The sequence below is a fragment of the Paenarthrobacter sp. TA1.8 genome (genome assembly GCF_048595705.1).
GTDB lineage: Bacteria > Actinomycetota > Actinomycetes > Actinomycetales > Micrococcaceae > Arthrobacter > Arthrobacter nitroguajacolicus.
In genome coordinates this window covers 1,245,540-1,264,814 of record NZ_CP184287.1, presented here as the reverse complement: position 1 = coordinate 1,264,814, position 19,275 = coordinate 1,245,540, and the positions used below count along the sequence as shown (strand labels likewise).

Sequence of the window (19,275 nt, the reverse complement as noted above, 5' to 3'; positions counted from 1 at the left end):
CAATCATGAATCTATCCTCCTTAGCCTCGGATCTTAGCGCCTCTCTAAACTTGCCAATTTCGGCAACATCTGAATTGCGAACTGCTGCCACAGAATTCCGCTTGAATGGCTTGGCGCGCCCGCATGGATTTAGTGTCGTCGTAACGACTCTTCTGAGCAAAGTCAAAGCCGAGTTCGTCTTGGACCGCTTAGCTGCAGACCTGTTGCGAGTGGTGGGTGAAGCTACACCGGAGGAATGGGGACAGACAAGTAGCATCCTCCAAGCATACACGACTCTTGGTGGGGATTTTAAATTCCGCGTAAATGGCCGAACACTCGACGACGTGCTCGATTCAGGAATAGTTCCGAAGATTGAAAACATTACTTGTACTGCGGTTATGAACCGGACCTCGCACGACGACCCTAGCTCTGACGTCATAACGGTAGCGGAAGGCATCCTCAGCGCAATCGTCTGTTTGCTTCCGTTGGATGACGATCAACTTGCTGGACAACAACTGGGGCCAGTGGACTTTTATCCGGAAGCCGAAGGGCTGCAGTATGAGGTTTTGACGACCCGATATGAACGCAGCAGGTCAAATAGAGCCGCAGCAATTGCTGTGCATGGGCGGACCTGCGCCGTCTGTGAATTTAATTTCGACTCCTCGTACGGCGCGCTTGCGGAGGGCTACGTCGAGATTCACCACCTTGTGCCTGTGAGCCGGATGGGCGAGTCTCGCACAGTAGATCCTGTCTCAGAACTGATTCCACTCTGTTCAAATTGCCACCGTATGGCTCACAGACGGTGGCCCCCATACACTCCTGATGAGCTAGTGGCAGCACGAAATGCCGCTTCATAGGCAATCCAGTGCACGCCTTCGGGCAGCAGGTATCGCTCTGTTGTCAGTACCTACTATCGACCCACACGAAGTGCAGGTGAAATGACCGGTCCGTCTTCTCCAAAAGGAACTAGTGCCGTCGGCGAAGAAGACGGCTGGCTAGGCCAGGTTGTGACGCTCAGTGGAACGCTCTCGTCAGGGAAGTCGACGGAAAGAAGGCTCTTAGCATCTCGAGTTGAGCCCGAGCACAGACAAGTTGCCGCAGCTCCGGAGAGGAGCAGCCGACCGCGCCAACTGGGCCCGGTTGCCCTCCAAGCGGCCAGTACGGATTCCCTAGCCAGCTACAGCAGCAAAATTCAGAAGACTCACCTGCTGACGGCGGAGCAGGAAGTTGAGTTGGCTTCCCTGATCGAAGTAGGCCTGATGGCCGCGTCTAAACTAACTGACCCCAGCCCTCCTATCGGCCGGAGTCTCCGACGCGAACTTGAAGGTCTCGCTAAGGAAGGTGCCCTAGCCAAGACGAAATTCATCGAGGCGAACCTAGGGCTTGTCGTATCGTTAGCTAAGCGTTACCAAGGATCCGGATTAGCCCTGATGGATCTCATTCAAGAAGGCAATATCGGGCTAATCCGCGCAGTGGAGAAATTTGACTACACTAAGGGATTCAAGTTCTCAACTTATGCCACTTGGTGGATACGGCAGGCCATCGGGCGAGCTTTGGCGGATCAAAGCAGAACGATACGAGTTCCTGTTCATGTTGTCGAAGTGATGAACAATTTATCCAATGCGCGTCGAGAGCTATCGGTTAGGCTCAACCGCGACCCCTCTATGGAAGAACTTTCCCATGAGGTCGGCCTTCCACCTGGTCGTATTCAAGAGCTCCAAAGCTACGATCGTGAGCCCGCGTCCTTGGACAGTCTTCTTCCTGGTTCAGGAGCAGAACAGGAACCCCTCGGTTGGCTCTTGGTGGATGCTGGTGAAATTAGCCCCTTCGACCGGGCGGCATACACACTCCTAAGGACTCACCTACATACTGTTCTTGATCTGCTGTCACAACGAGAAGCCGGTGTCCTCGCCATGCGCTTCGGGTTGAGTGATGGTGATTGTAAGACACTGGACGAAATTGGTCAGACATATGGTGTTACACGAGAGAGAATTCGCCAGATTGAGAAACAGACGCTAGAGAAGTTGCGTCATTTTGGCCACGCCGCTTGCCTGCGAGACTATCTGGAGTAGAGCACGTGAACGCGTTTCCTCAAGCAGCAGAGATTACCGTCCGAATTAACTCTCCATGCACATTGGGATGACGACTACTATTATCACACCACACGTCTTAGTCACGATGGCCGATATCGTGAATCTTCGCTGTGATGCATGGTTGCTCCCCACGGATTCAATGTGAGTATCCGCCAGCATGGGCTGGATCAGGACAAGGCACATAGACCTCCAGCGGCTTGCCGAGGCGTCTTGTGATTCCCATTTTCCCAGCGGTCTCCATCCTGCAAGGCCCATCATTGGTTGGGATCAGGCCTTGCCGCTCCCAGCACTGACAGCTGTCTCTAACGACAAACGCCCGGGGACCTCACATCGTTGGAGGGAGTCCGGAGGCCTTTGTTGTCGCAGCTAAAGGCGCAATCTCGAGAAAGCAGGACAGTCGGTCCCTATCCCCTGCTGGCTGAGCGCTCCCTTGATTCGAAGGTAGGGAGGAGTCGGGCAGCACCTCGGTGCAGCGCTGCGAGACATTCTGGCTTCTGCTTCGTACCTCAGCGCACGTCATCCAGTCGACATCGTCCTAGTTCTTCGCGACAGGGCAGCCTTTTCATTGGCCCAAAAGCTGAGACGGAAGCCCAGCACCAAGCGACGCTTGGACTTACCTGGGCGCCGTGCTTCAGAACAAGGCAAAATCTGTAGCCAACAAAGGGGACTGCCCCCTGATTTCGTTGACTCGGGGTCTTAGGCCGCTGTGAGGATAGCCAACTGATCCCGCAGACTGCGGAGAGCAATCTGGCAGCTTACCCGGACCTTCCCGCCGCCGTTGTGGGGAGTAAGGCGGCCGTTAAGATCGGCATCGAGAGAGCTGCGACAGGTGTTGTCATCTGGGTCGGGGGAAAGCCTGCTCCCGTCATCGCCCTCATTCAAAGCAGCACGCGGGACGCATCGGCCGAGGACAAAGTCTTCCTTAATCCGGCCGCCGCCTCCAATATCAAGAACCTGCAGCCCTCCTACATCGCAGGGACCAAGCCCGGCTTCCCAGCACCGCTAAGCGACGCAATTCCACTGGCTTAGAGTCCTAATAACCCCGGGGCCATCAACGTCCAGACGGTAGCTGATCTGCGGAACCTGAAAACAGGGGTCAGCGACCAACTTGGTCTTATGGTCGGCCTCGTTTCAATCGTTCTGTTGGTGTTGGCCTCGCTAACGGCCGCAACTGCCATGTACTTGTCAGTACAGGCGAGAGCCGGAGAAGTGGCGCTACGACGTGCATTGGGCGCAAGCAAATGGTCTATTGCACGCATGTTTCTTTTGGAGGGCATATTCGTTGGCGTTGCGGGAGGCGTCGCCGGCAGCGTCCTCGGCACCACTGCGGTCATAGCCATTTCAGCCGCCAACGTGTGGAAACCCGTGATTACGCCCAACATGCCTCTGATCGGGATCGCAATCGGAGGGCTGACAGGAGCGATCTCGGCCGCATACCCAGCAATTGTCGCAGCGCGTGCCGACCCAGCGATGATACTCAGAAGCTAGAAGCCTGAACACGAGGCCAGTGCGCAACCATTCAAATTGTGAGTGCTGCCGGGAATCGCGGAAAGATGTGCATCGGAGAAGTAACCAGCATGATGCCGTTGCACCAATCATCGAACCGATATCGCCTTGCGCCGCGCCTGCCGATCAACGACAGCCACCGGCCGCTGCACCAAAAACACAGCCGCCAGAACTAACAGGGCCCCCACAATCTGCCAGCCCGACAACGCCTCCCCCAGGAAGGCAAACCCCAGCACCGTAGCTACCAAGGGGCTCAGGAATCCCAGGAACGAGACCACCATCGTGGGCAATCGTTGAATCCCCCGGAACCAGACCGCGTAGGCAGCCAGCGCACCGATCACGCTGAGGTACGCAAACCCTGCCAGGTTGGGCAGCGAAACGGACCCCGGCAGCCCTTCAACCACCAGCGTCACCGGCAGGAGCATGACCCCGCCCATCGCCAACTGCAGGCCGGTGAACCCAAGCAGCCCCACGCCGTCGGGCCTTCCCCAGCGTTTGGTGAGCACAATCCCCGCCGCCATGCTCAGCGCGCCGGCCATCCCGGCAATCACACCGATAACCGTCAGCGTCGCGGTGGACCGCAGGACAAGCAAGCCGACTCCCGCCGCTCCCACAGCGCACGCGACGATGTGCGTCATGCGGATCCGCTCCCCCAGCAGCGGCACTCCAAGAAGCAACACGAACAGCGGCTGAATCGACCCGACCAGCGCCGCCACCCCGCCGGGCAGTTGGTAGGCGGTGAAAAACAGGAGGAAGAAGAACAGCCCGATGTTGAGTGCGCCCAGGGCGGCCGCCTTGAACCACCAGCTCCCCCGCGGCCATGTGCGGGTGACGAGCATCAGCACGATGCCAGCCGGAAGGGCGCGGACGGTTGCGGCCAGGAGCGGCCGGTCGGCGGGCAGAAACTCGGTGGTCACCAAGTAAGTCGATCCCCAGACCATGGGCGCCAGTGCAGTGATGAATAGATCCCGAGGAGACGCCTTAGCCATTGTCCACTTCCATATATTTTGATGTCGAACTATTTGATGTAAGACAATCTAGGTGGTGTACTGTTTGAGGTCAAGCTTGGAGGGATGATGGACCGCGACGCAGTAGACACGATTCTTGAGCAATGGAACAAGGAGCGCCCCGACCTGGACGTCAGTTCGATGGGCGTTCTGGGCCGGCTGAACAGGGCCAGCCGCCTGGCATCACTGGACGTGCAGAAGTTCATGAGCCAGTTCGGCCTGGAGCCGTGGGAGTTCGACGTGCTGGCAACGCTCCGGCGCTCGGCAGCAGAAGCGCCGCTGACTCCCGGACGATTGGCCAGCCTGACCATGATCGGTTCCGCAGCCATGACCAACCGCGTGGACCGACTCGTAAACCGGGGGCTGGTTCATCGTGAGACCAACCCGGACAACCGCCGGCAACTGCTAATCAGCCTCACCCCTGAGGGACTCGCCTTGGTGGATGAAGTGGTAGACCACCACGTGGAGAACCAGCACAAGATGCTCGAAGGACTGTCCAAAACCGAGCGAGTGCAACTCGCTAACCTCTTGCGCAAGTTCCTACTAACAAACAACGACGGCGAACCCTCCTAAGCGCACCCATGTAATTAGGCGTGGACACTTCCTCTGAGCAGCTGGCGATCGCAATCGGAAGGGCCTACGCAGTTATCTGCTCCTACAAGATGAGCTGCCTCATGAAAGGCTTTTAGCATGACTCAGCCATCCAAGCTCCTGGCATCGTTGTTAGCCGGTGCGAAGTCTCCCAACGATCAACCAGAGAATCGCACGTGGGGAGAACCGGCACCTCTCGAAGAGGCTTGGTCATCAACCCACAAAGTAAAATAGCCAGTGCGTACAGGTTGTTTCTCGCCGGGCCGTTGCCGACCTCTTGTAGGGAAGCTGCGTCTAAACAGGCTTCGTTATAGGCTTCTTTTCTGACATGGAGCACCGCCCCGAAACGGACTGCCCCTAGCACTCGCCGTCCCCACGTCAGGAGCGCGACACCATGATAACTTGGCGATCATAGGGCCCAACTGGTCCGATCGAACCTGCCGCAGAGACTCCCCCACAGATATAGTGTCTGACTCTCCGGGATCATGACGACGAATTCTCAAATTCTTTCTTTATGACGAGCAATTTGCCGTGATCAATCCATATCTTCCGCAAATGTTGCATCTCGATCTCTACTGAGTACGCTCCTGTTTTGGGAGACAGCATCGGCTTGATCAACCTTTACTCTTTCCCGCAATTTAGTAACCGGAATTGTTACAGAATTGGGGAATCATGCAAATAATAGGAGTAATTCGAACAACTGCAGCTGCAGCAACTGTCATTGCGGGCATAGCAGGCATAACCCTCGGCGCGGCACCGGCGATGGCAGCCTCGTGCTCCAGTTACAACGCTTGCCTTTGGCGTGAAGAGGGGTTTGGGGGTGACGTTTACGCGGATCCGGATGGAACCAGTAGTTACGTCGGTTCTTGGGTATCCAACGCCTCATCGTCCCTGGCCGTGGGCTATGGCGACTACATCACGTTTCACGCAGACGCCAACTACGGCGGCGATGCGGTGTACTGGGCCTCAGGTCAGCAGGAACCGTGGCTTTCGGACGTGTATGCCGGCAGGGCCCCCGGATGGTCATGGAATGACGAAATCGAGAGTCACCAACGCGGCATCCACTAAGTAAGCCGTTTGCCCTGTCGATATATCCGTTGGAGAACAGTGATGAAGAAGCCGATCCAAGTTTGTCTCGCAGTATCCATAGTTTTCGCGTTTACTGCCTGCTCACCCGCCGATTCCAAAGTGCCCGACGGGACCAGCACCGCCAAACTTGATCCGTCCATTGGGAGTATTTCGCTGCCTCTTGACGATTACTCAGTGACGAAAGAGCAATTCTTGCTGATCGACAGGGCAAACAACTTGCTGCTGGAAGACTGTGTGACGGCCGCCGGCCAGCCAATGGTGCCAGCCGAGACCACGGCTGCCATCGGTGACGACCGACGCTTCGGAATTTGGGTTCCGGAATTCGCAGAGAAGTATGGTTACGACCCTGTCCCCGAACTGACCAAGATCGGCTACGCCTCCGGCGTTCAGGACACGACCAAGGAATCCATCGAAACCTTCGAAGGTTGCAAGGAAAAGATGTCGCAGGAGCTGCTCCCTGTATTGCTGCCGAACCTAGCGGGAACAAGCAGCCCTGTTCAAAAGGGACTCGATGAATCCAAGTCGCAAGCCGCGGCCTCAAGCGACTGGAAGCAAGCCCGTGAAGACTGGTTCGAATGCCAGGAGGCGAACGGTCTGAAACCGAGACGGGCTGACAATCAATGGGGTCCCGAACTGCCCGACGACAGGGAAGGCCAGATTAGGATCGCTTCCCAGGACGTCGCGTGCAAGACGGAAGTACGACTTGTCCAAAGACTTGGTGATGTTCTAGCTAGGTTCCAGTCAGAATACATCGGCAAGAATCACGCTGCGCTCATCGCCGAACAGAAGAAGAGAGACGAAGTTCTGGCCAAGGCTGACCAAGTAGTCTCGTCGTACGGCTCCTAAGGCCACGAAAATGTTGTCAGAACAGACAAGAAGAGTACGAATACCGTTCTTCTCGCATCCTCTGAGGCTTTGGATATTCGTTACAGCCCTTATCGTCTCCATCCTCATTGGCTTTTTCCTGGGAACAACAATAGAGTCACCCGGGTCCAAAGCAATCGATGCTTCAAGTTTTCAGATCCCCGCGGCCGTTCCTATCGAAGACCGTGTGGTAACAGATCGGCTCACCCTCCAAGGAGCAGTCGTCCCTGGATCAAAGTTTGACGTGAAGGCAGCGGCGCCCCAGGGAACTGACCGCGCGGTCGTATCAGAACTGTTCGTGAATCCAGGCGACAACGTCACGAGCGGGCAACTCCTGGCCATGATTTCGGGTCGCCCACTCATTACCTTGCAGTCATCGGTGCCGTTGTACCGCAACATGCGTGAAAATGACCAAGGTGAAGACGTCAGGACGTTCCAGTTAGCCCTCACGGATCTCGGGTTCCCGACCACGTCGACGGGAAAAGTAGACAGACAAACCCTTGCTTCAGTTCGAGGACTATACGAGAGATTTGAAGTCATCCCTCCCGGCGGGACTGGCAAGGACGCCTACATAGATTGGCGTGAGTTCACCCAGATACCTGGGGACAGCGGGGTGTTTCTCTCAACTTCCGCTGTCGGAACCGTCTTGCTTGATCAACCCTTTGCAGTAATTCAAACCGCACCGGATGTTGTCTTAGCCCGCATCACCGTCCTGCAGTCAGACAAGTTGAAGACGGGTGAGACCGTCCGGATACAGACTGGTGACGGAACGCCGAGAACCGGGCGGATTCTATCGACCAGCGCATTCAGCCCCGGGGACGAGAAGCAGAACAAGCCGGCCGGAATGGATATAGCTATCTCCGTTCCGGATGAGGCTAGAAACGACTTCCGACCCAACGATCCGGTTCTTGTGACCTATGGAACTGATTCCCCGAGCTCCCCTGCCATACCAGTTATTGCGATTCGACAAGATGCAGAAGGTGTCTACGTCCTTCGCTACACTCCTAAAACCGTGGGAGAAACCACTCCCCAACCTGAGCACAGGGTCTACGTCAAGATACTGCGGGAAGCCGATGGATGGGCCGCTATCGAAACCAACGCTGAACTGCCCGTAGGAGCAAAGGTCCTGATTTGAGGGTGGCTTCCAATCTCAAGAAGAGTAGTAGAGGCTGAAAAATGAATGACCCTATTCTCCAACTTGTTGGTGTAGCGAGAGCCTATGGGAAAGCCAATTCCGCCAGCGTGGCCCTCTGTCGAGCTGACCTTGAAATTTCGAGGGGCGAGTTCGTCGCCATAGTGGGTCCGTCCGGCTCAGGGAAGTCGACTCTACTGAACATCATTGGGCTCCTGGATAGACCTGACGCCGGCACCTACAACGTTGATGGGGTGGCAACCCACAGACTCAAAGAAGCCGAGAGAGACCGGCTGAGGGCGGAGACGTTTGGCTTTGTGTTCCAATCTTCAAACGTCATTCTTGAAGAATCAGCAGCACGAAACGCTGCTTTTGGTATCAGAGTCCAAGGGCTCCGGCGCTCTCGTAGAGAAGTCATCGTGGCCGCCGTTCTCAACCAGTTTGGTTTGACACACACTGCGGAAAGAACAGCCAAGAATCTCTCCGGCGGTGAACGACAAAGGCTCGCACTTGCTCGCGCCGTTGCAACCTCCCCTAAAGTCCTGCTGGCCGACGAACCAACAGGAAACCTCGACTCTGCCAACAGTTCCCTCGTTATCGAGTATTTGCAGAAGCTCAACCAACGGGGGACAACCATCGTCGTGATCACTCATGACCCGGACGTTGCCGCGGCGGCGAACCGGCAGATTCTAATCACTGATGGTGAACTGACAGGTTCGACTACTGAATTTGAATCGCCTCGACCTCAGAAACCAGAACAAAGCAGTAAACCTGCAGGCAGGCCAAAGCAAGCCCTTTTGGCTTGGCGTGGATTACTTGATGACATTTCCGATGCGCTGTCTTCTCTTTCCTCGAAACCCCTGCGCTCACTGATGTTGATCATGGCCTTTGTGCTCGGCACCGGAGGGTTGGTCACGGCGGTCGGAATCAGCCAGAGTGCAGCCGTTCAGGTTTCCGACCGCCTTACCCAGGCCGCGTTGGACGAGGTCATTGTGACCACAACCCCGTCCATGGATGCTGACGCGGCAAAATCAGCAATTCTGTCGCTCGACGGAGTGCGAGGCGTCGGGTACCGCCAAAGCCTTCCGGCAGCCGAAGCACCGGTCAGCCTGTTGCCTCCATCTAGTTTCCAGAGTCAATCGGGTTTCGAAGGAACTGTCGTAGTTGCAGACGAAGCGCTCCTGAGCCTTTCCGAAGCCAAACTCGCGCCTGCACACATGAGTTATGCCCTTGACGCATCTGATGGAAGAGCCAACGCTATTGTCGGCGAGAAAGCAGGCCAAGCGCTGGGTATCTCAGTGCCTGGACCCGGTAAACGGGTCTGGGTCAACGGAACGCCGTTGAATGTCATCGCAATCTTGACTGAAGCAAACCGCGACAGCGCTTTAGTCAACAGCGTCATCATTTCAAGGCACTCAGAGTTGTCCGACGGCACTGGATCGCTCGTTGTTCGCACACAGCCTGGATATCCTGCACCCCTCTCTGAATCCATACCGAAAATACTTGCGCCTGGAAATCCCGCCAGCATCAAAGTCAACACTGTTGCGGACCTACGAGCACTGCGTTTTGGGGTAGCAAACGATTTGGGCACCTTCATTGGAATTATCTCTTGGGTCCTACTCGCGTTGGCCAGCCTATCTGCGGCCACATCCATGTACCTCTCCGTACAAGCGCGCTCGGCAGAGATTGCCCTCCGTCGCGCGCTCGGAAGCAGCCGCCACAGTATCAGGCAACTTTTCACAATCGAAGGGACACTTGTGGGGTTGGCCGGCGGTGTAACTGGTTCGGCCATTGGCATCTTCGCTGTCCTGATTATCTGTTCGATTCAGGGCTGGTCACCCGTGCTGGCCCTGAATTCTGTAGGAGTAGGCATATCCGCTGGCGGCATCACAGGGATTGTCTCGTCCATATATCCTGCGTTCGCGGCCGCGAGAGCAGATCCTGCTCAGGCAATACGAGGTTGAGCGCCCAAGGTCGATGCTGCCCAGAACCCGGCCCTGTGCCCGCCTAAAATAGAACGGTGATAGTGGCTATTGGAAGGTAGCATTCGAGAAAGTCCTCAGGGCGATCAACTGCCAGGAGCATCCATCTCATCCAGACGTCGTTGACGATGCGGTCCCCTTCAAATAGGCCCCTGTCACTTGACGGTCAGGTCACACGGCACCGCAGTCCTCATCCATCCTGACTAGGTGCAGCACCGGCTCTACCTGACGCTGGCCCGCTCTCGGACCAGAAAGATTCTGAGAAAATCTGGGTCAGTTCAGGGTCCGAAACATTGAGTAACCACCAATCGGTACCGGCATTTTTCGCAACAGCCTGCCCCGACTGCCGTGATTGGCCATCACCACCACAACGCGTCAGCCGCCAGCAATCTCCCGCAGCGTCTGCAAGTGCACCGCCCATACGTCCCGGCCGGCAGCCGTCAGGCTAGCCGACGTTCGGGGCATCTTGCCGGCGAAGCTCTTTTTGATCTTCACGAACTCGGCCTTCTCCAAAATTGAGAGCTGCTTGCTCAACACCGAGTCGCTCACCTGTATGGCGTCTCGCAGGTCCTTGAAGTCCAACGACTCAGCCCTGGAGAGGGCCGCCATGATGGAGAAACGGACTGGCGAGTGGACGAGCTCGTTGAGCTTGTGCCGCGGGTGTTCTGGGGGCGTGCTCACGCGCGCAGCTCACGGAAGGCGGCGGCAAGGCCGATGGCAGCCAGGGCGATAGCGGCCGGGATGTAGAACCAGAGGTTACCGTTCGGGAAGAAGTACGCACCGCCAACAAGCGCCACAACGTACAGAGCGAAGTAGGCGATGAGGGATGTGAGGAAGCGTTTGGTGAAGCCAGCTTTCGTTGACCTTTGGAACATGGGCCAGATGCACGCAGTGATCGCACCCCAGGCGCCCACTGAACAGGCCAGAAGGGCCGCGCCGTATCCGGTGTGGGCAACGATGTGCATACCTATCATCAGCAGAGAACCCATGATAGCGAGGCTCGTGAAAGTGACGGCGACCGGCCAAGCTGCAGCGTTGATTGATGTTGCGCCCAGCGAATCCGCCTTAGCCAGGAGTTCGCGCGCTTCAGCTGCTGACACGCTGCCTGTGTTCTCGTTCATGATTCCCCCAACTTGTCGCTTCCAATGACCTGACTTTAGGAAAGTACTTTCCAAATTGTCAAGTACTTTCCTGACCAGCGCAGTGTCATCCAGTTATCACCTGCCGCAACGAAGCCGGTAAATTTGAGCCCAGAAGTTCTGACCCTCGGTGAGTACCACGCCGCACCTCACGAAAGCAGGATCACATGACTGTCTCTCCCCTCATTTGGGGCATCACCATCGTCGTTATTTTGGCGCTGCTCGCCTTCGACTACTTCTTCCACATCCGGAAGGCCCACGTCCCCACCTTGAAGGAAGCGGCCGTGTGGTCCGGCATCTACGTGGGCTTGGCAGTGGCCTTCGGCATCCTGGTGCTGATCTTCGGCGGCGGCCAAATGGGGTCCGAGTACTTCGCCGGCTACATCACGGAGAAGGCCCTCTCGGTAGACAACCTCTTCGTGTTCCTGATCATCATGGCGAGCTTCCGGGTTCCCCGCGAGGATCAGCAGAAGGTCTTGCTCTTCGGCATCGTCTTCTCGCTGATCGCCCGGACAGGCTTTATCTTCCTGGGTGCCGCGCTGATCAACTCGTTCGCCTGGGTGTTCTACATCTTCGGCTTGATTCTGCTCCTGACGGCCGGCAACCTCCTCAAACCCGGCGACCACGGCGACAACCAGGCCAACAACTTCATCATCCGGCTCGCCAAGAAGTTCTTCCACACCACGGACAAGTACGACGGCGACAAGCTCTTCACCATGGTCAACGGTAAGAGGGCCCTGACTCCCATGCTGCTGGTAATGGTAGCCATCGGCGGAACGGACATCCTCTTTGCCCTGGACTCCATCCCGGCAATCTTCGGCCTCACACAAAACGTCTTCATCGTCTTCACGGCTACCGCGTTCTCGCTGATGGGCCTGCGCCAGCTGTACTTCCTCATCGACGGACTGCTGGACCGCCTCATCTACCTCTCCTACGGCCTGGCGGCCATCCTCGCGTTCATCGGCGTTAAGCTGATCCTGCACGCCCTGCACGAGAACAACCTGCCGTTTATCAACGACGGCGAGCACGTCAACGTCATCGAAATCACCACCGGCCTCTCCCTGAGTGTCATCGTCGGTACGCTGATCATCACCGTGGTGCTCTCGCTTCTCAGCCCTGCCGGCAAGGCCCAGACAGCTATCAACAACGCCCGCCGGCATGCCGTCAATTACCTCGACCTCGACTACACGGCCGACGCGAACGAGCGCGAGCGTATCTATCGTGCGTTGACCGCTGAGGAAGCGCAGATCGTTCAGATGCCCCTGAAGTACAGGAACAAGGCCAAGGACGTGGTAACGATCCGCGAGCAGGTGGCCGAAGCGCACCGCCAGCACGAGGCGTTCCTCAACCGCTAGGCCAACTCGGCAAGCGGCCAGCCCACTCAAAGTCAGGCGCCCAGGAGCACGCTGATCTGAACCCGGATCTCGTCGCCAACCTGGGCGTCCGTGTGTCCGATGTTGGCTGATGACGTCATGCTGATGAACATGATCGACGTGACGATCCTCGCCAGCTTCTCCGGATCACGGGCAAGCAGCCGCTCATCCCGGGAAAAAATCCCGGCAATGGCAGCTTCAGTACGGATGGTGAGAGACAACGCCTCTGCATGGTGCGGTTCGGAAGGATCGCCGAAGACGATTTCCCGCAAGTAAGTGCGGCCGTTTTCGATCTGAACGCGGTTGCACTCGATGATGGGGCGAATGATGGCCATCACGGCGTCGAGTAGCGCGACTTCGGTAGAGGCGGCTTCGATTCCCGTGTCGAGGGCCTGGGCGTACTTCACGTTGTGCACCAGGAGAAGTAGCTCCGCCTTGGTCCTGGCATACAAGAACAAGGTTCCCGCTCCGACGTCGGCCTTTTCAGCCACCTGCTGGGTGGTGACCTCGTCTACTCCGAATTGGGTGAAGAGTTCTCGTGCGGCCGCGGTGATGCGGTCAAGCTTTTCCTGCTTATTCCGCTCACGTCGGCCAAGTGTCTGGGGCGCAGGCTGCATTCAGCTACCGTATCAGCGGCCCGACAAATCAGCGGCCCAGGAATTCGATGGCTACAGGGACAAACCTGTCATGGAACTGGAAGATGCCACCGTGCCCGGAGTCAGGGTAGATGACCAGCTCGCTGCCGGGAATCCTCCGGTGCATGTCGCTCGACAGAACCGAAGGCACCATGCGGTCGTTGTCACCGTTGGCGATCAGCGTCGGCTGGGTGATGACGCCCAGATCGGCCGACGGCGACAGTCCCCACTTTCGGATGGCCTTCAGTTGCGTCTGGAACGCCTGGAGCTTGACGGGTGCCTCGCGATTGGTGGTGCGCTCTTTCAGTCGCTCGATGAAAGCCCGCGCAGCAAGTTTGCCTGCAGAGTTGCGGTTGAAGAACAGGAACTCCTTAGGATCCTGCCGGGTCAAAGTACCCCGGAGTATGTCGTAGTACGTGGTTCCGATGATCTTCTGGATTCCTTCTCCACCGGCAGGACCCGTGCCGGCGAGCACAAGTTTGCGGACCAGCCCGGGATGCTTGACCACCAGCGACTGGGCGACCATGCCACCAAGCGAGAAGCCGAAGAGATCCACTTTCGGATAACCAAGGGCTTTGATAAAGGTGGCAGCGTCGTCCGCCATGCCTTCGATGCTGCCCGGAACACTTCCCGTGGACGCCCCCACACCGCGGTTACTGAAGGTAATCACGTGATGTTTTTCGGCGATGGGATCGATGATGCGCGGGTCCCAATTGTCCATGTTCCCGGCAAGGTGAATGAGGAAAACCACCGGGACACCGCCCTTGGGCCCCAGTTCGCGGTACGCGTAGCTAACACCGTTGGCCGTCACTGTTTTCGCGGGCACCTGGAAGTAACTGCTCTGGTTTTGCTGTTCACTGCTCATGGTTTTGGTCCTGACGTTTCGGATGGTTGTGGCTAGATACGGCTGACGACGGTCTTGCCACGGACGCCGCCCTTTTCAAGTGCTGCCAGGACATCGGAGGTCTGATCGAACGGAACCACTCGTCCCACTACCGGCTTGATGTCTCCGGCATCGATGAGTGCCGCAATTTCCCTCAACTGCTTGCCGTTGGCCTGCATGAAGAGGAACTCGTAGGTGACGCCGAGGCGCTTGGCTTTGCGTCGCACACCCGAACTGAGCAGGGTCATGACACCACGCAATAGTGCGTTCGCACCCAACTGGCGAGCGAAGCCGGCGTCCGGAGGCCCGGCAATTCCGATGACTTTCCCTCCAGGCTTCAGGACTGTCAGCGAGCGCTCCTGGTTCTCGCCACCGAGGCTGTCCAGGACAAGGTCGTAGTCGTGAAGGATCTCCGCGAAGTCCTCGGTCCTGTAGTCGATCACCACATCCGCGCCGAGGTCCCGAACAAAGTCCTTGTTCCCGGCACTGACCGTAGTAGCCACCGTGGCCCCGAGGTATTTGGCTAGCTGGATAGCGATGGAACCTACTCCCCCGGCACCCGCATGGACGAGCACCTTCTGGCCGGGGCGCACCGATCCCCGCTCTACCAGCGCCTGCCAGGCGGTCAAGGCCACCAGCGGAAGCGACCCGGCCTCTTCCATGCTGATGGTTGCCGGTTTGATAGCCAGGTCTTCCTCGGCTACGGCGATGCGCTCCGCGAACGTGCCGATGCTGTCATTTCCGGGGCGGGCGAATACCTCGTCGCCGGGCTTGAAGGACCGAACCTTTGCCCCGACCCGCAGAACCACGCCTGCGACATCGTGGCCAAGAACCTGCGGCAATTTGTAAGGGAGGATCTGCTTGAACTCCCCGAGTCTGATCTTCTCGTCGAGCTGGTTCAGGCCGGCAGCTTTCACTTCGACCAACACGTCATGGTCACCGAGCACGGGCTCAGGTACGTCGATCTGCTGCAACGGCTGCTTGTACTGCGTGAGGACGAAGGCTTTCACTGAAGCTCTCCCTTGGATAATTACTGACTTAACTCAATTATGAGCAGACTCAGTTATTTCGTCAAGAGATCATTTTCGACAGCATCTTGATGAGGAATAGTAAGCATGCTTATGTTAAGAACATCCCGGCTCCCACCTCCAGCGGGAGCCGGGTCCGCCTCTTCGAAATGGAGCTCCACCATGGCAACGTGCGATACATGTGGCAACGATTACGACAAGACCTTCACCATCACCCAAGGCGAGCGAACCGGCACCTACGACAGCTTCGAATGCGCCATCCACGCCATGGCCCCCAACTGCGGACACTGCGGCTGTCGCATTCTGGGTCACGGTGTGGAAAACGAACGCGGCATGTTCTGCTGCGAGCACTGCGCGCAGCACACCGGCGCATAGGCCACACCGGAGCGTAAAGCTACACGTGCGAGTAAGGTACACGGACGGGTTTGGTACACGGGCGGGCGAGCTCGGGGCGTTATAACGCTGGCTTACGCCACATCACAGCCAGCAACAACACCACAGCACTGAGGCCAAGCATCACCAGCACCATGATCCCCCAGTTCGCCTGGTTCACGCCCGGGCCATAGAGCACGCCGATCAGTACAGTGGCGGTGATGGCCCCGAGGTAACGGCAGGTCTGGAAGATCCCGGAGGCCACTCCCCTCTCTCCGGGGCGGGCGGAAACGTAAAGGCCCTGGTTCGACGCCGTGCTGACCACCCCATACGGGACACCCATCAAGGCAGTCAGGACGAAGACCAGCGGCGCCCACAGGGTCATTGTCAGGAACCCGAGTGCGCCGGTCGCGATCGTCAGGATCAACACCCCGGTGATCAGTACGGAACGCACGCCGAAGCGCTCAATGAACCGCACGGTCAGTGGCGTCACCACAACCGACAACGCCGCAAGTGGCAGCATCAGCAGGCCCACCACGCCGGCGTCGTAATTTCCTCCCTCCTGCAGCAACTGCGGAAGTCCGAAAAACGCAAAGTAGTAGACGCCGCTGAACACCACAAACAGTAAGTAGACCAGCAGCAACGGCCGGTTCCGGCCCAGCAAACGGAGGTCCAGGAACGGCGGCTGGAAACGCAGCTCGCGCCAGGCGAACAGCACGCCGATCACCGTAGCGGCGCCCAGCAGGTACCAGCGGTAGCCGGGCATCACGTTGAGCAGCGCCATCATGGCCAGCATCAGCGAGGTGACGAACGCGAGGATGCCGGGGATATCGGAATCGCGGATCAGTTGCCCGAGCTTGCCGGTCTCGCGCCCGGAATCCACGGGTGCCACCTTGTACACCACGATCATCGCCAACAAAGCGATGGGCACGTTGATCGCGAACAGCGCCTGCCACCCCACCAAACTCACCAGCAGGCCGCCGACCACCGGGCCCACAGCCGCGGCCGACGTGTTCGCCATCTGGATCCGGCCCAATGGCCGCGTGGATGGGAGGTTCATTAGCCGGCTCAACTCGGTAACCATCACGACGGCGGACGGGTACGCCGTCGCGGTCCCTACAGCCATCAGCGCGCGGGCCACGCAGACCAGCGCGAAGTTAGGCAGGAACGGTGCGATTGCGCACGTGACCGCCACCAATGCCATGCCGAACATGAACAGGCGGCGCGGACCGAAGCGGTCGGCGAGCCGGCCCATGAGCGGCTGGCCCGCGGCCGACGCGAGATAGAACGATGTGATCACCCAAGTGACGGTGGCAACGTCGAGCTCGAAATGCTCCCGCAAGACCACCAGCGCCACAGCGATCATGGACGAGTTCAACGGATTCAGCGCCGTCCCGAGGCTCAGCGCAGCAATTGCAAGGCCGGGGCGGGGCTTATTGGCGGTCACCCGTCTAAGTCTGCTCCATGGTTGCCTCGGGTCACGAAACAGGTTCGGTAGGCGGACCTACTCCTCGAAATGCGTGGTGATCTTCCCCGACGAAACGGCCGAGATGATGGACTTCGCCAAGTGCCGCAGCTTGATGTTGCGGTTGCTGGATGCGGTGCGGAGGATGGTGAAGGCCTCGTCCTGACTGCAGTGGTTCTGCGCCATGATGGCCCCGACCGCCAGATCGATCACGGTGCGGGACTGCATGGCTGCTGCGAGATCGTTCCGGGCATCGCTGAGCTGCGCAATCTTCAGGGCGAGCCGCAACGACTTTGAGGCGTGGGACGCGAAAACTTCAGCCCGCTCAATGTCGTCATCGCTGAAGGCATCCGGCTGCTCCGAGTAAAGGTTCAACGCAGCACGTGTATCGCCTTCCACCAGGAGGGGGACACTCAGAATGGATCGCAAGCCCTGGTGCGACGCGGCCTTCACATACCCTGGCCACCGGTGTTCCCGAAGAAGGTCCGGCACCATCACCGGCGTCAGCTTATCCATGGCCGTGAGACAAGGGCCATCAAAGTCGTTCTGAAGCTCATCCATTGCTCTGGCGCGATCATCGCTGCTGGCCGCGGTGGCCGACTTCTTACGACGCAATACGGTGATGCCACAGAAGACGGGCGCTTCCGGGTGCGAGAGGCTTTCGGCGGAGAAAGCCGCGAGCTCGCCGAGAAAAGCTTCGACGTCTTCGCTGCCCAGGACTAGATCCAAAAAGTATCCATTCTGGAGAGCTTCCTGCTCAGGGCGGGGGTTGACCATGCACGTTCCTACTGACTGAAATGCGTCCCCAGCAGACAGCAAAGGAGCGATAAGGGCCGCCCTCTGCAAAACGGTCTGGCAATACCTTATCGTCCAACGATCACCGGTACAAAGTGCAGCCCCAACCGGCCTTGACCTGCGGATACATGAGTAACAGAGAGGCGTTTGTCAACCTAGGGAAGGGTTTCGTATGCTCGCGAAAGTAAGTAAGCTTACTAATGCAAACCGAGATCCGTAATACGGACTATTCGTGCAAAGGAGTCATCTCATGGGCGTTGAAGACAGCATCCGCAAGGCCACCGAAAACGCGATGGAAGACCTGGCCGGCACCTCCGATCCCGTCAACGACGGGCGCGTCCCCGAACCCGGCGAAAAAGACGACGACGTCCAGGTTCACTCCTCCATCAGCGAAGGCTCCAACGCCATGGATGAGGACCTCTCTCCGAATGACACCCAGCGGAGCCGCACCGGGACAGGTGATGCGCCAAGGCACCGCGACGCCGGCGCGCATGACGGCGGAACGCACGACGGCGGAACTCACCAGGACGCCGAAACTGACGCTGACGCTTCTGCCGGTTCAGGCGACGTGTCAGGCCCGGCCGGTCTGCCGAGCGGTGACCCTGATGACCTACGCGCCGACCCCTCAGAAGGTGGCGGCGACCCCTCGACCAGCATGGGCCGGGGCTAAGCGGAGGCTCGGGCTGAGAGACGGCGTGCCGTCACCACCCACTTTGGATTGTCAGGGACTCTAATTCAGCCGATTATGGTTGTTTTAGGGCCCTGCCGAGTTCAAAGAAGGTGGTGAAGGTACAGCCCTGCTGCAGCTAGGCTTCGAGGATGCTCCCCCACCCGACAGCCCGCCTCCGCTTTCGCGAGATGACGCTCGCCGATCTCGAGGTAATGAGCTCGATGCTCGGCGATCCCGCAGTAATGAGGTACTACCCAGCGCCCAAAACGCGGAGCGAAGCACTGGCTTGGATCGAGTGGAACCAGACGAATTACGCTCGCGACGGTTTTGGGTTGTGGATCGTCGAAACGCACGACGGCGGGTTCGTCGGCGACTGCGGGCTGACGCGGCAACAAGTCAACGGACGGTCCGAGCTCGAAGTCGGTTACCACGTTCGCCGGGACCTTCAGGGGCACGGTTACGGCACGGAGGCGGCTTTGGCCTGCCTGGAACTTGCTCGGGATGTTCTTAGGGTTGGGCGCCTGGTGGCGATTATCCACCCGGACAACGTAGCCTCGCGTCGGGTGGCCGAGCGGCTGGGAATGCAGCAGCTCGAGGACGACCTGGGCGGGGCGTTGGTGCGGACGGTGATGGGTGTCGAGTTTGGTTAGCTGCTGTGCCGTCCCGATCCAC

Annotated in this window: 21 protein-coding genes and 1 pseudogene; 14 read left to right on the top strand and 8 right to left on the bottom strand. The window is 58.3% G+C overall.

The features are described 5' to 3' along the window. The first annotated feature begins 5 nt into the window (after window positions 1-5). The 5 genes and pseudogenes from ACNAOT_RS06100 to ACNAOT_RS06080 all read left to right on the top strand — a co-directional run bounded on the left by ACNAOT_RS06100 (window position 6) and on the right by ACNAOT_RS06080 (window position 3,560). Window positions 6-836, top strand: a complete 831-nt coding sequence (locus ACNAOT_RS06100) for an HNH endonuclease (RefSeq protein WP_420180412.1) — start codon at window positions 6-8, stop codon at window positions 834-836. Between the two features lie 81 nt (window positions 837-917). Continuing rightward, a pseudogene (locus tag ACNAOT_RS06095) lies at window positions 918-1,193 on the top strand (hypothetical protein); the annotation flags it as partial. A gap of 18 nt (window positions 1,194-1,211) precedes the next feature. Next, window positions 1,212-2,051 (top strand): sigma-70 family RNA polymerase sigma factor, encoded by an 840-nt coding sequence (locus tag ACNAOT_RS06090; protein WP_420181130.1) that lies wholly within the window; start codon window positions 1,212-1,214, stop codon window positions 2,049-2,051. A gap of 801 nt (window positions 2,052-2,852) precedes the next feature. Further along, the gene (locus ACNAOT_RS06085) at window positions 2,853-3,101 is read left to right on the top strand and encodes a hypothetical protein (RefSeq protein ID WP_420180411.1); all 249 of its coding nucleotides are present in this window, start codon (window positions 2,853-2,855) and stop codon (window positions 3,099-3,101) included. 87 nt (window positions 3,102-3,188) lie between these two features. Next, window positions 3,189-3,560 (top strand): ABC transporter permease, encoded by a 372-nt coding sequence (locus tag ACNAOT_RS06080; RefSeq protein ID WP_420180410.1) that lies wholly within the window; start codon window positions 3,189-3,191, stop codon window positions 3,558-3,560. Between the two features lie 107 nt (window positions 3,561-3,667). Here the strand turns inward: ACNAOT_RS06080 and ACNAOT_RS06075 are convergent, their stop codons facing one another. After that, on the bottom strand, window positions 3,668-4,567 hold the full coding sequence (locus ACNAOT_RS06075) for an EamA family transporter (RefSeq protein ID WP_420180409.1): 900 nt from the start codon (window positions 4,565-4,567) through the stop codon (window positions 3,668-3,670). Between the two features lie 84 nt (window positions 4,568-4,651). Between ACNAOT_RS06075 and ACNAOT_RS06070 the strand changes: the two genes are divergently transcribed. From ACNAOT_RS06070 to ACNAOT_RS06050, 5 genes are all read left to right on the top strand, one after another. Continuing rightward, complete coding sequence (locus tag ACNAOT_RS06070; protein WP_420180408.1) at window positions 4,652-5,158, top strand: MarR family winged helix-turn-helix transcriptional regulator; 507 nt, start codon at window positions 4,652-4,654, stop codon at window positions 5,156-5,158. A gap of 690 nt (window positions 5,159-5,848) precedes the next feature. After that, window positions 5,849-6,244, top strand: a complete 396-nt coding sequence (locus tag ACNAOT_RS06065; protein WP_420180407.1) for a peptidase inhibitor family I36 protein — start codon at window positions 5,849-5,851, stop codon at window positions 6,242-6,244. Window positions 6,245-6,439: 195 nt separating this feature from the next. Then, window positions 6,440-7,111, top strand: coding sequence for a hypothetical protein (locus tag ACNAOT_RS06060; RefSeq protein WP_420180406.1), 672 nt, complete (start codon window positions 6,440-6,442; stop codon window positions 7,109-7,111). Window positions 7,112-7,121: 10 nt separating this feature from the next. Then, a complete protein-coding gene (locus tag ACNAOT_RS06055) occupies window positions 7,122-8,264 on the top strand; it encodes a hypothetical protein (protein WP_420180405.1) in 1,143 nt (380 codons plus the stop codon). Window positions 8,265-8,305: 41 nt separating this feature from the next. Next, window positions 8,306-10,225 carry an ATP-binding cassette domain-containing protein gene (locus ACNAOT_RS06050; protein ID WP_420180404.1) on the top strand — a complete coding sequence of 640 codons (1,920 nt, stop codon included), beginning with the start codon at window positions 8,306-8,308 and terminating at the stop codon, window positions 10,223-10,225. 393 nt (window positions 10,226-10,618) lie between these two features. Here the strand turns inward: ACNAOT_RS06050 and ACNAOT_RS06045 are convergent, their stop codons facing one another. Together ACNAOT_RS06045 and ACNAOT_RS06040 are read right to left on the bottom strand one after the other, a co-directional pair. Next, window positions 10,619-10,924 carry a winged helix-turn-helix domain-containing protein gene (locus ACNAOT_RS06045; protein WP_420180403.1) on the bottom strand — a complete coding sequence of 102 codons (306 nt, stop codon included), beginning with the start codon at window positions 10,922-10,924 and terminating at the stop codon, window positions 10,619-10,621. After that, complete coding sequence (locus ACNAOT_RS06040; RefSeq protein WP_364308181.1) at window positions 10,921-11,364, bottom strand: hypothetical protein; 444 nt, start codon at window positions 11,362-11,364, stop codon at window positions 10,921-10,923. Before ACNAOT_RS06040 ends, ACNAOT_RS06045 begins: the two co-directional genes overlap by 4 nt. A gap of 185 nt (window positions 11,365-11,549) precedes the next feature. Here ACNAOT_RS06040 and ACNAOT_RS06035 point away from each other — a divergent pair, with 185 nt between their 5' ends. Further along, window positions 11,550-12,737: a TerC/Alx family metal homeostasis membrane protein gene (locus ACNAOT_RS06035; protein ID WP_420180402.1), complete on the top strand. Its 1,188-nt coding sequence runs from the start codon at window positions 11,550-11,552 to the stop codon at window positions 12,735-12,737. Between the two features lie 32 nt (window positions 12,738-12,769). Here ACNAOT_RS06035 and ACNAOT_RS06030 read toward each other — a convergent pair whose 3' ends face one another. The 3 genes from ACNAOT_RS06030 to ACNAOT_RS06020 are packed head-to-tail and all read right to left on the bottom strand — an operon-like array spanning window position 12,770 to window position 15,283. Beyond that, a complete protein-coding gene (locus ACNAOT_RS06030; protein ID WP_420180401.1) occupies window positions 12,770-13,372 on the bottom strand; it encodes a TetR/AcrR family transcriptional regulator in 603 nt (200 codons plus the stop codon). Between the two features lie 28 nt (window positions 13,373-13,400). After that, window positions 13,401-14,255, bottom strand: coding sequence for an alpha/beta fold hydrolase (locus ACNAOT_RS06025; RefSeq protein ID WP_420180400.1), 855 nt, complete (start codon window positions 14,253-14,255; stop codon window positions 13,401-13,403). Between the two features lie 32 nt (window positions 14,256-14,287). Continuing rightward, window positions 14,288-15,283, bottom strand: coding sequence for an NADP-dependent oxidoreductase (locus tag ACNAOT_RS06020; protein WP_420180399.1), 996 nt, complete (start codon window positions 15,281-15,283; stop codon window positions 14,288-14,290). A gap of 180 nt (window positions 15,284-15,463) precedes the next feature. Between ACNAOT_RS06020 and ACNAOT_RS06015 the strand changes: the two genes are divergently transcribed. Beyond that, window positions 15,464-15,676, top strand: a complete 213-nt coding sequence (locus tag ACNAOT_RS06015; protein WP_309073779.1) for a hypothetical protein — start codon at window positions 15,464-15,466, stop codon at window positions 15,674-15,676. 79 nt (window positions 15,677-15,755) lie between these two features. Here ACNAOT_RS06015 and ACNAOT_RS06010 read toward each other — a convergent pair whose 3' ends face one another. Further along, window positions 15,756-17,120 (bottom strand): MFS transporter, encoded by a 1,365-nt coding sequence (locus ACNAOT_RS06010; RefSeq protein ID WP_420180398.1) that lies wholly within the window; start codon window positions 17,118-17,120, stop codon window positions 15,756-15,758. 57 nt (window positions 17,121-17,177) lie between these two features. Continuing rightward, window positions 17,178-17,915 carry a GAF and ANTAR domain-containing protein gene (locus ACNAOT_RS06005; protein WP_420180397.1) on the bottom strand — a complete coding sequence of 246 codons (738 nt, stop codon included), beginning with the start codon at window positions 17,913-17,915 and terminating at the stop codon, window positions 17,178-17,180. A 268-nt stretch (window positions 17,916-18,183) separates the two neighbouring features. Here ACNAOT_RS06005 and ACNAOT_RS06000 point away from each other — a divergent pair, with 268 nt between their 5' ends. Both ACNAOT_RS06000 and ACNAOT_RS05995 read left to right on the top strand, forming a co-directional pair. Beyond that, entirely contained in the window at window positions 18,184-18,603 is a 420-nt protein-coding gene (locus ACNAOT_RS06000; RefSeq protein WP_420180396.1) for a hypothetical protein, read from the top strand. Between the two features lie 149 nt (window positions 18,604-18,752). Beyond that, window positions 18,753-19,253, top strand: coding sequence for a GNAT family N-acetyltransferase (locus ACNAOT_RS05995; protein ID WP_420180395.1), 501 nt, complete (start codon window positions 18,753-18,755; stop codon window positions 19,251-19,253). Window positions 19,254-19,275 lie beyond the last annotated feature (22 nt).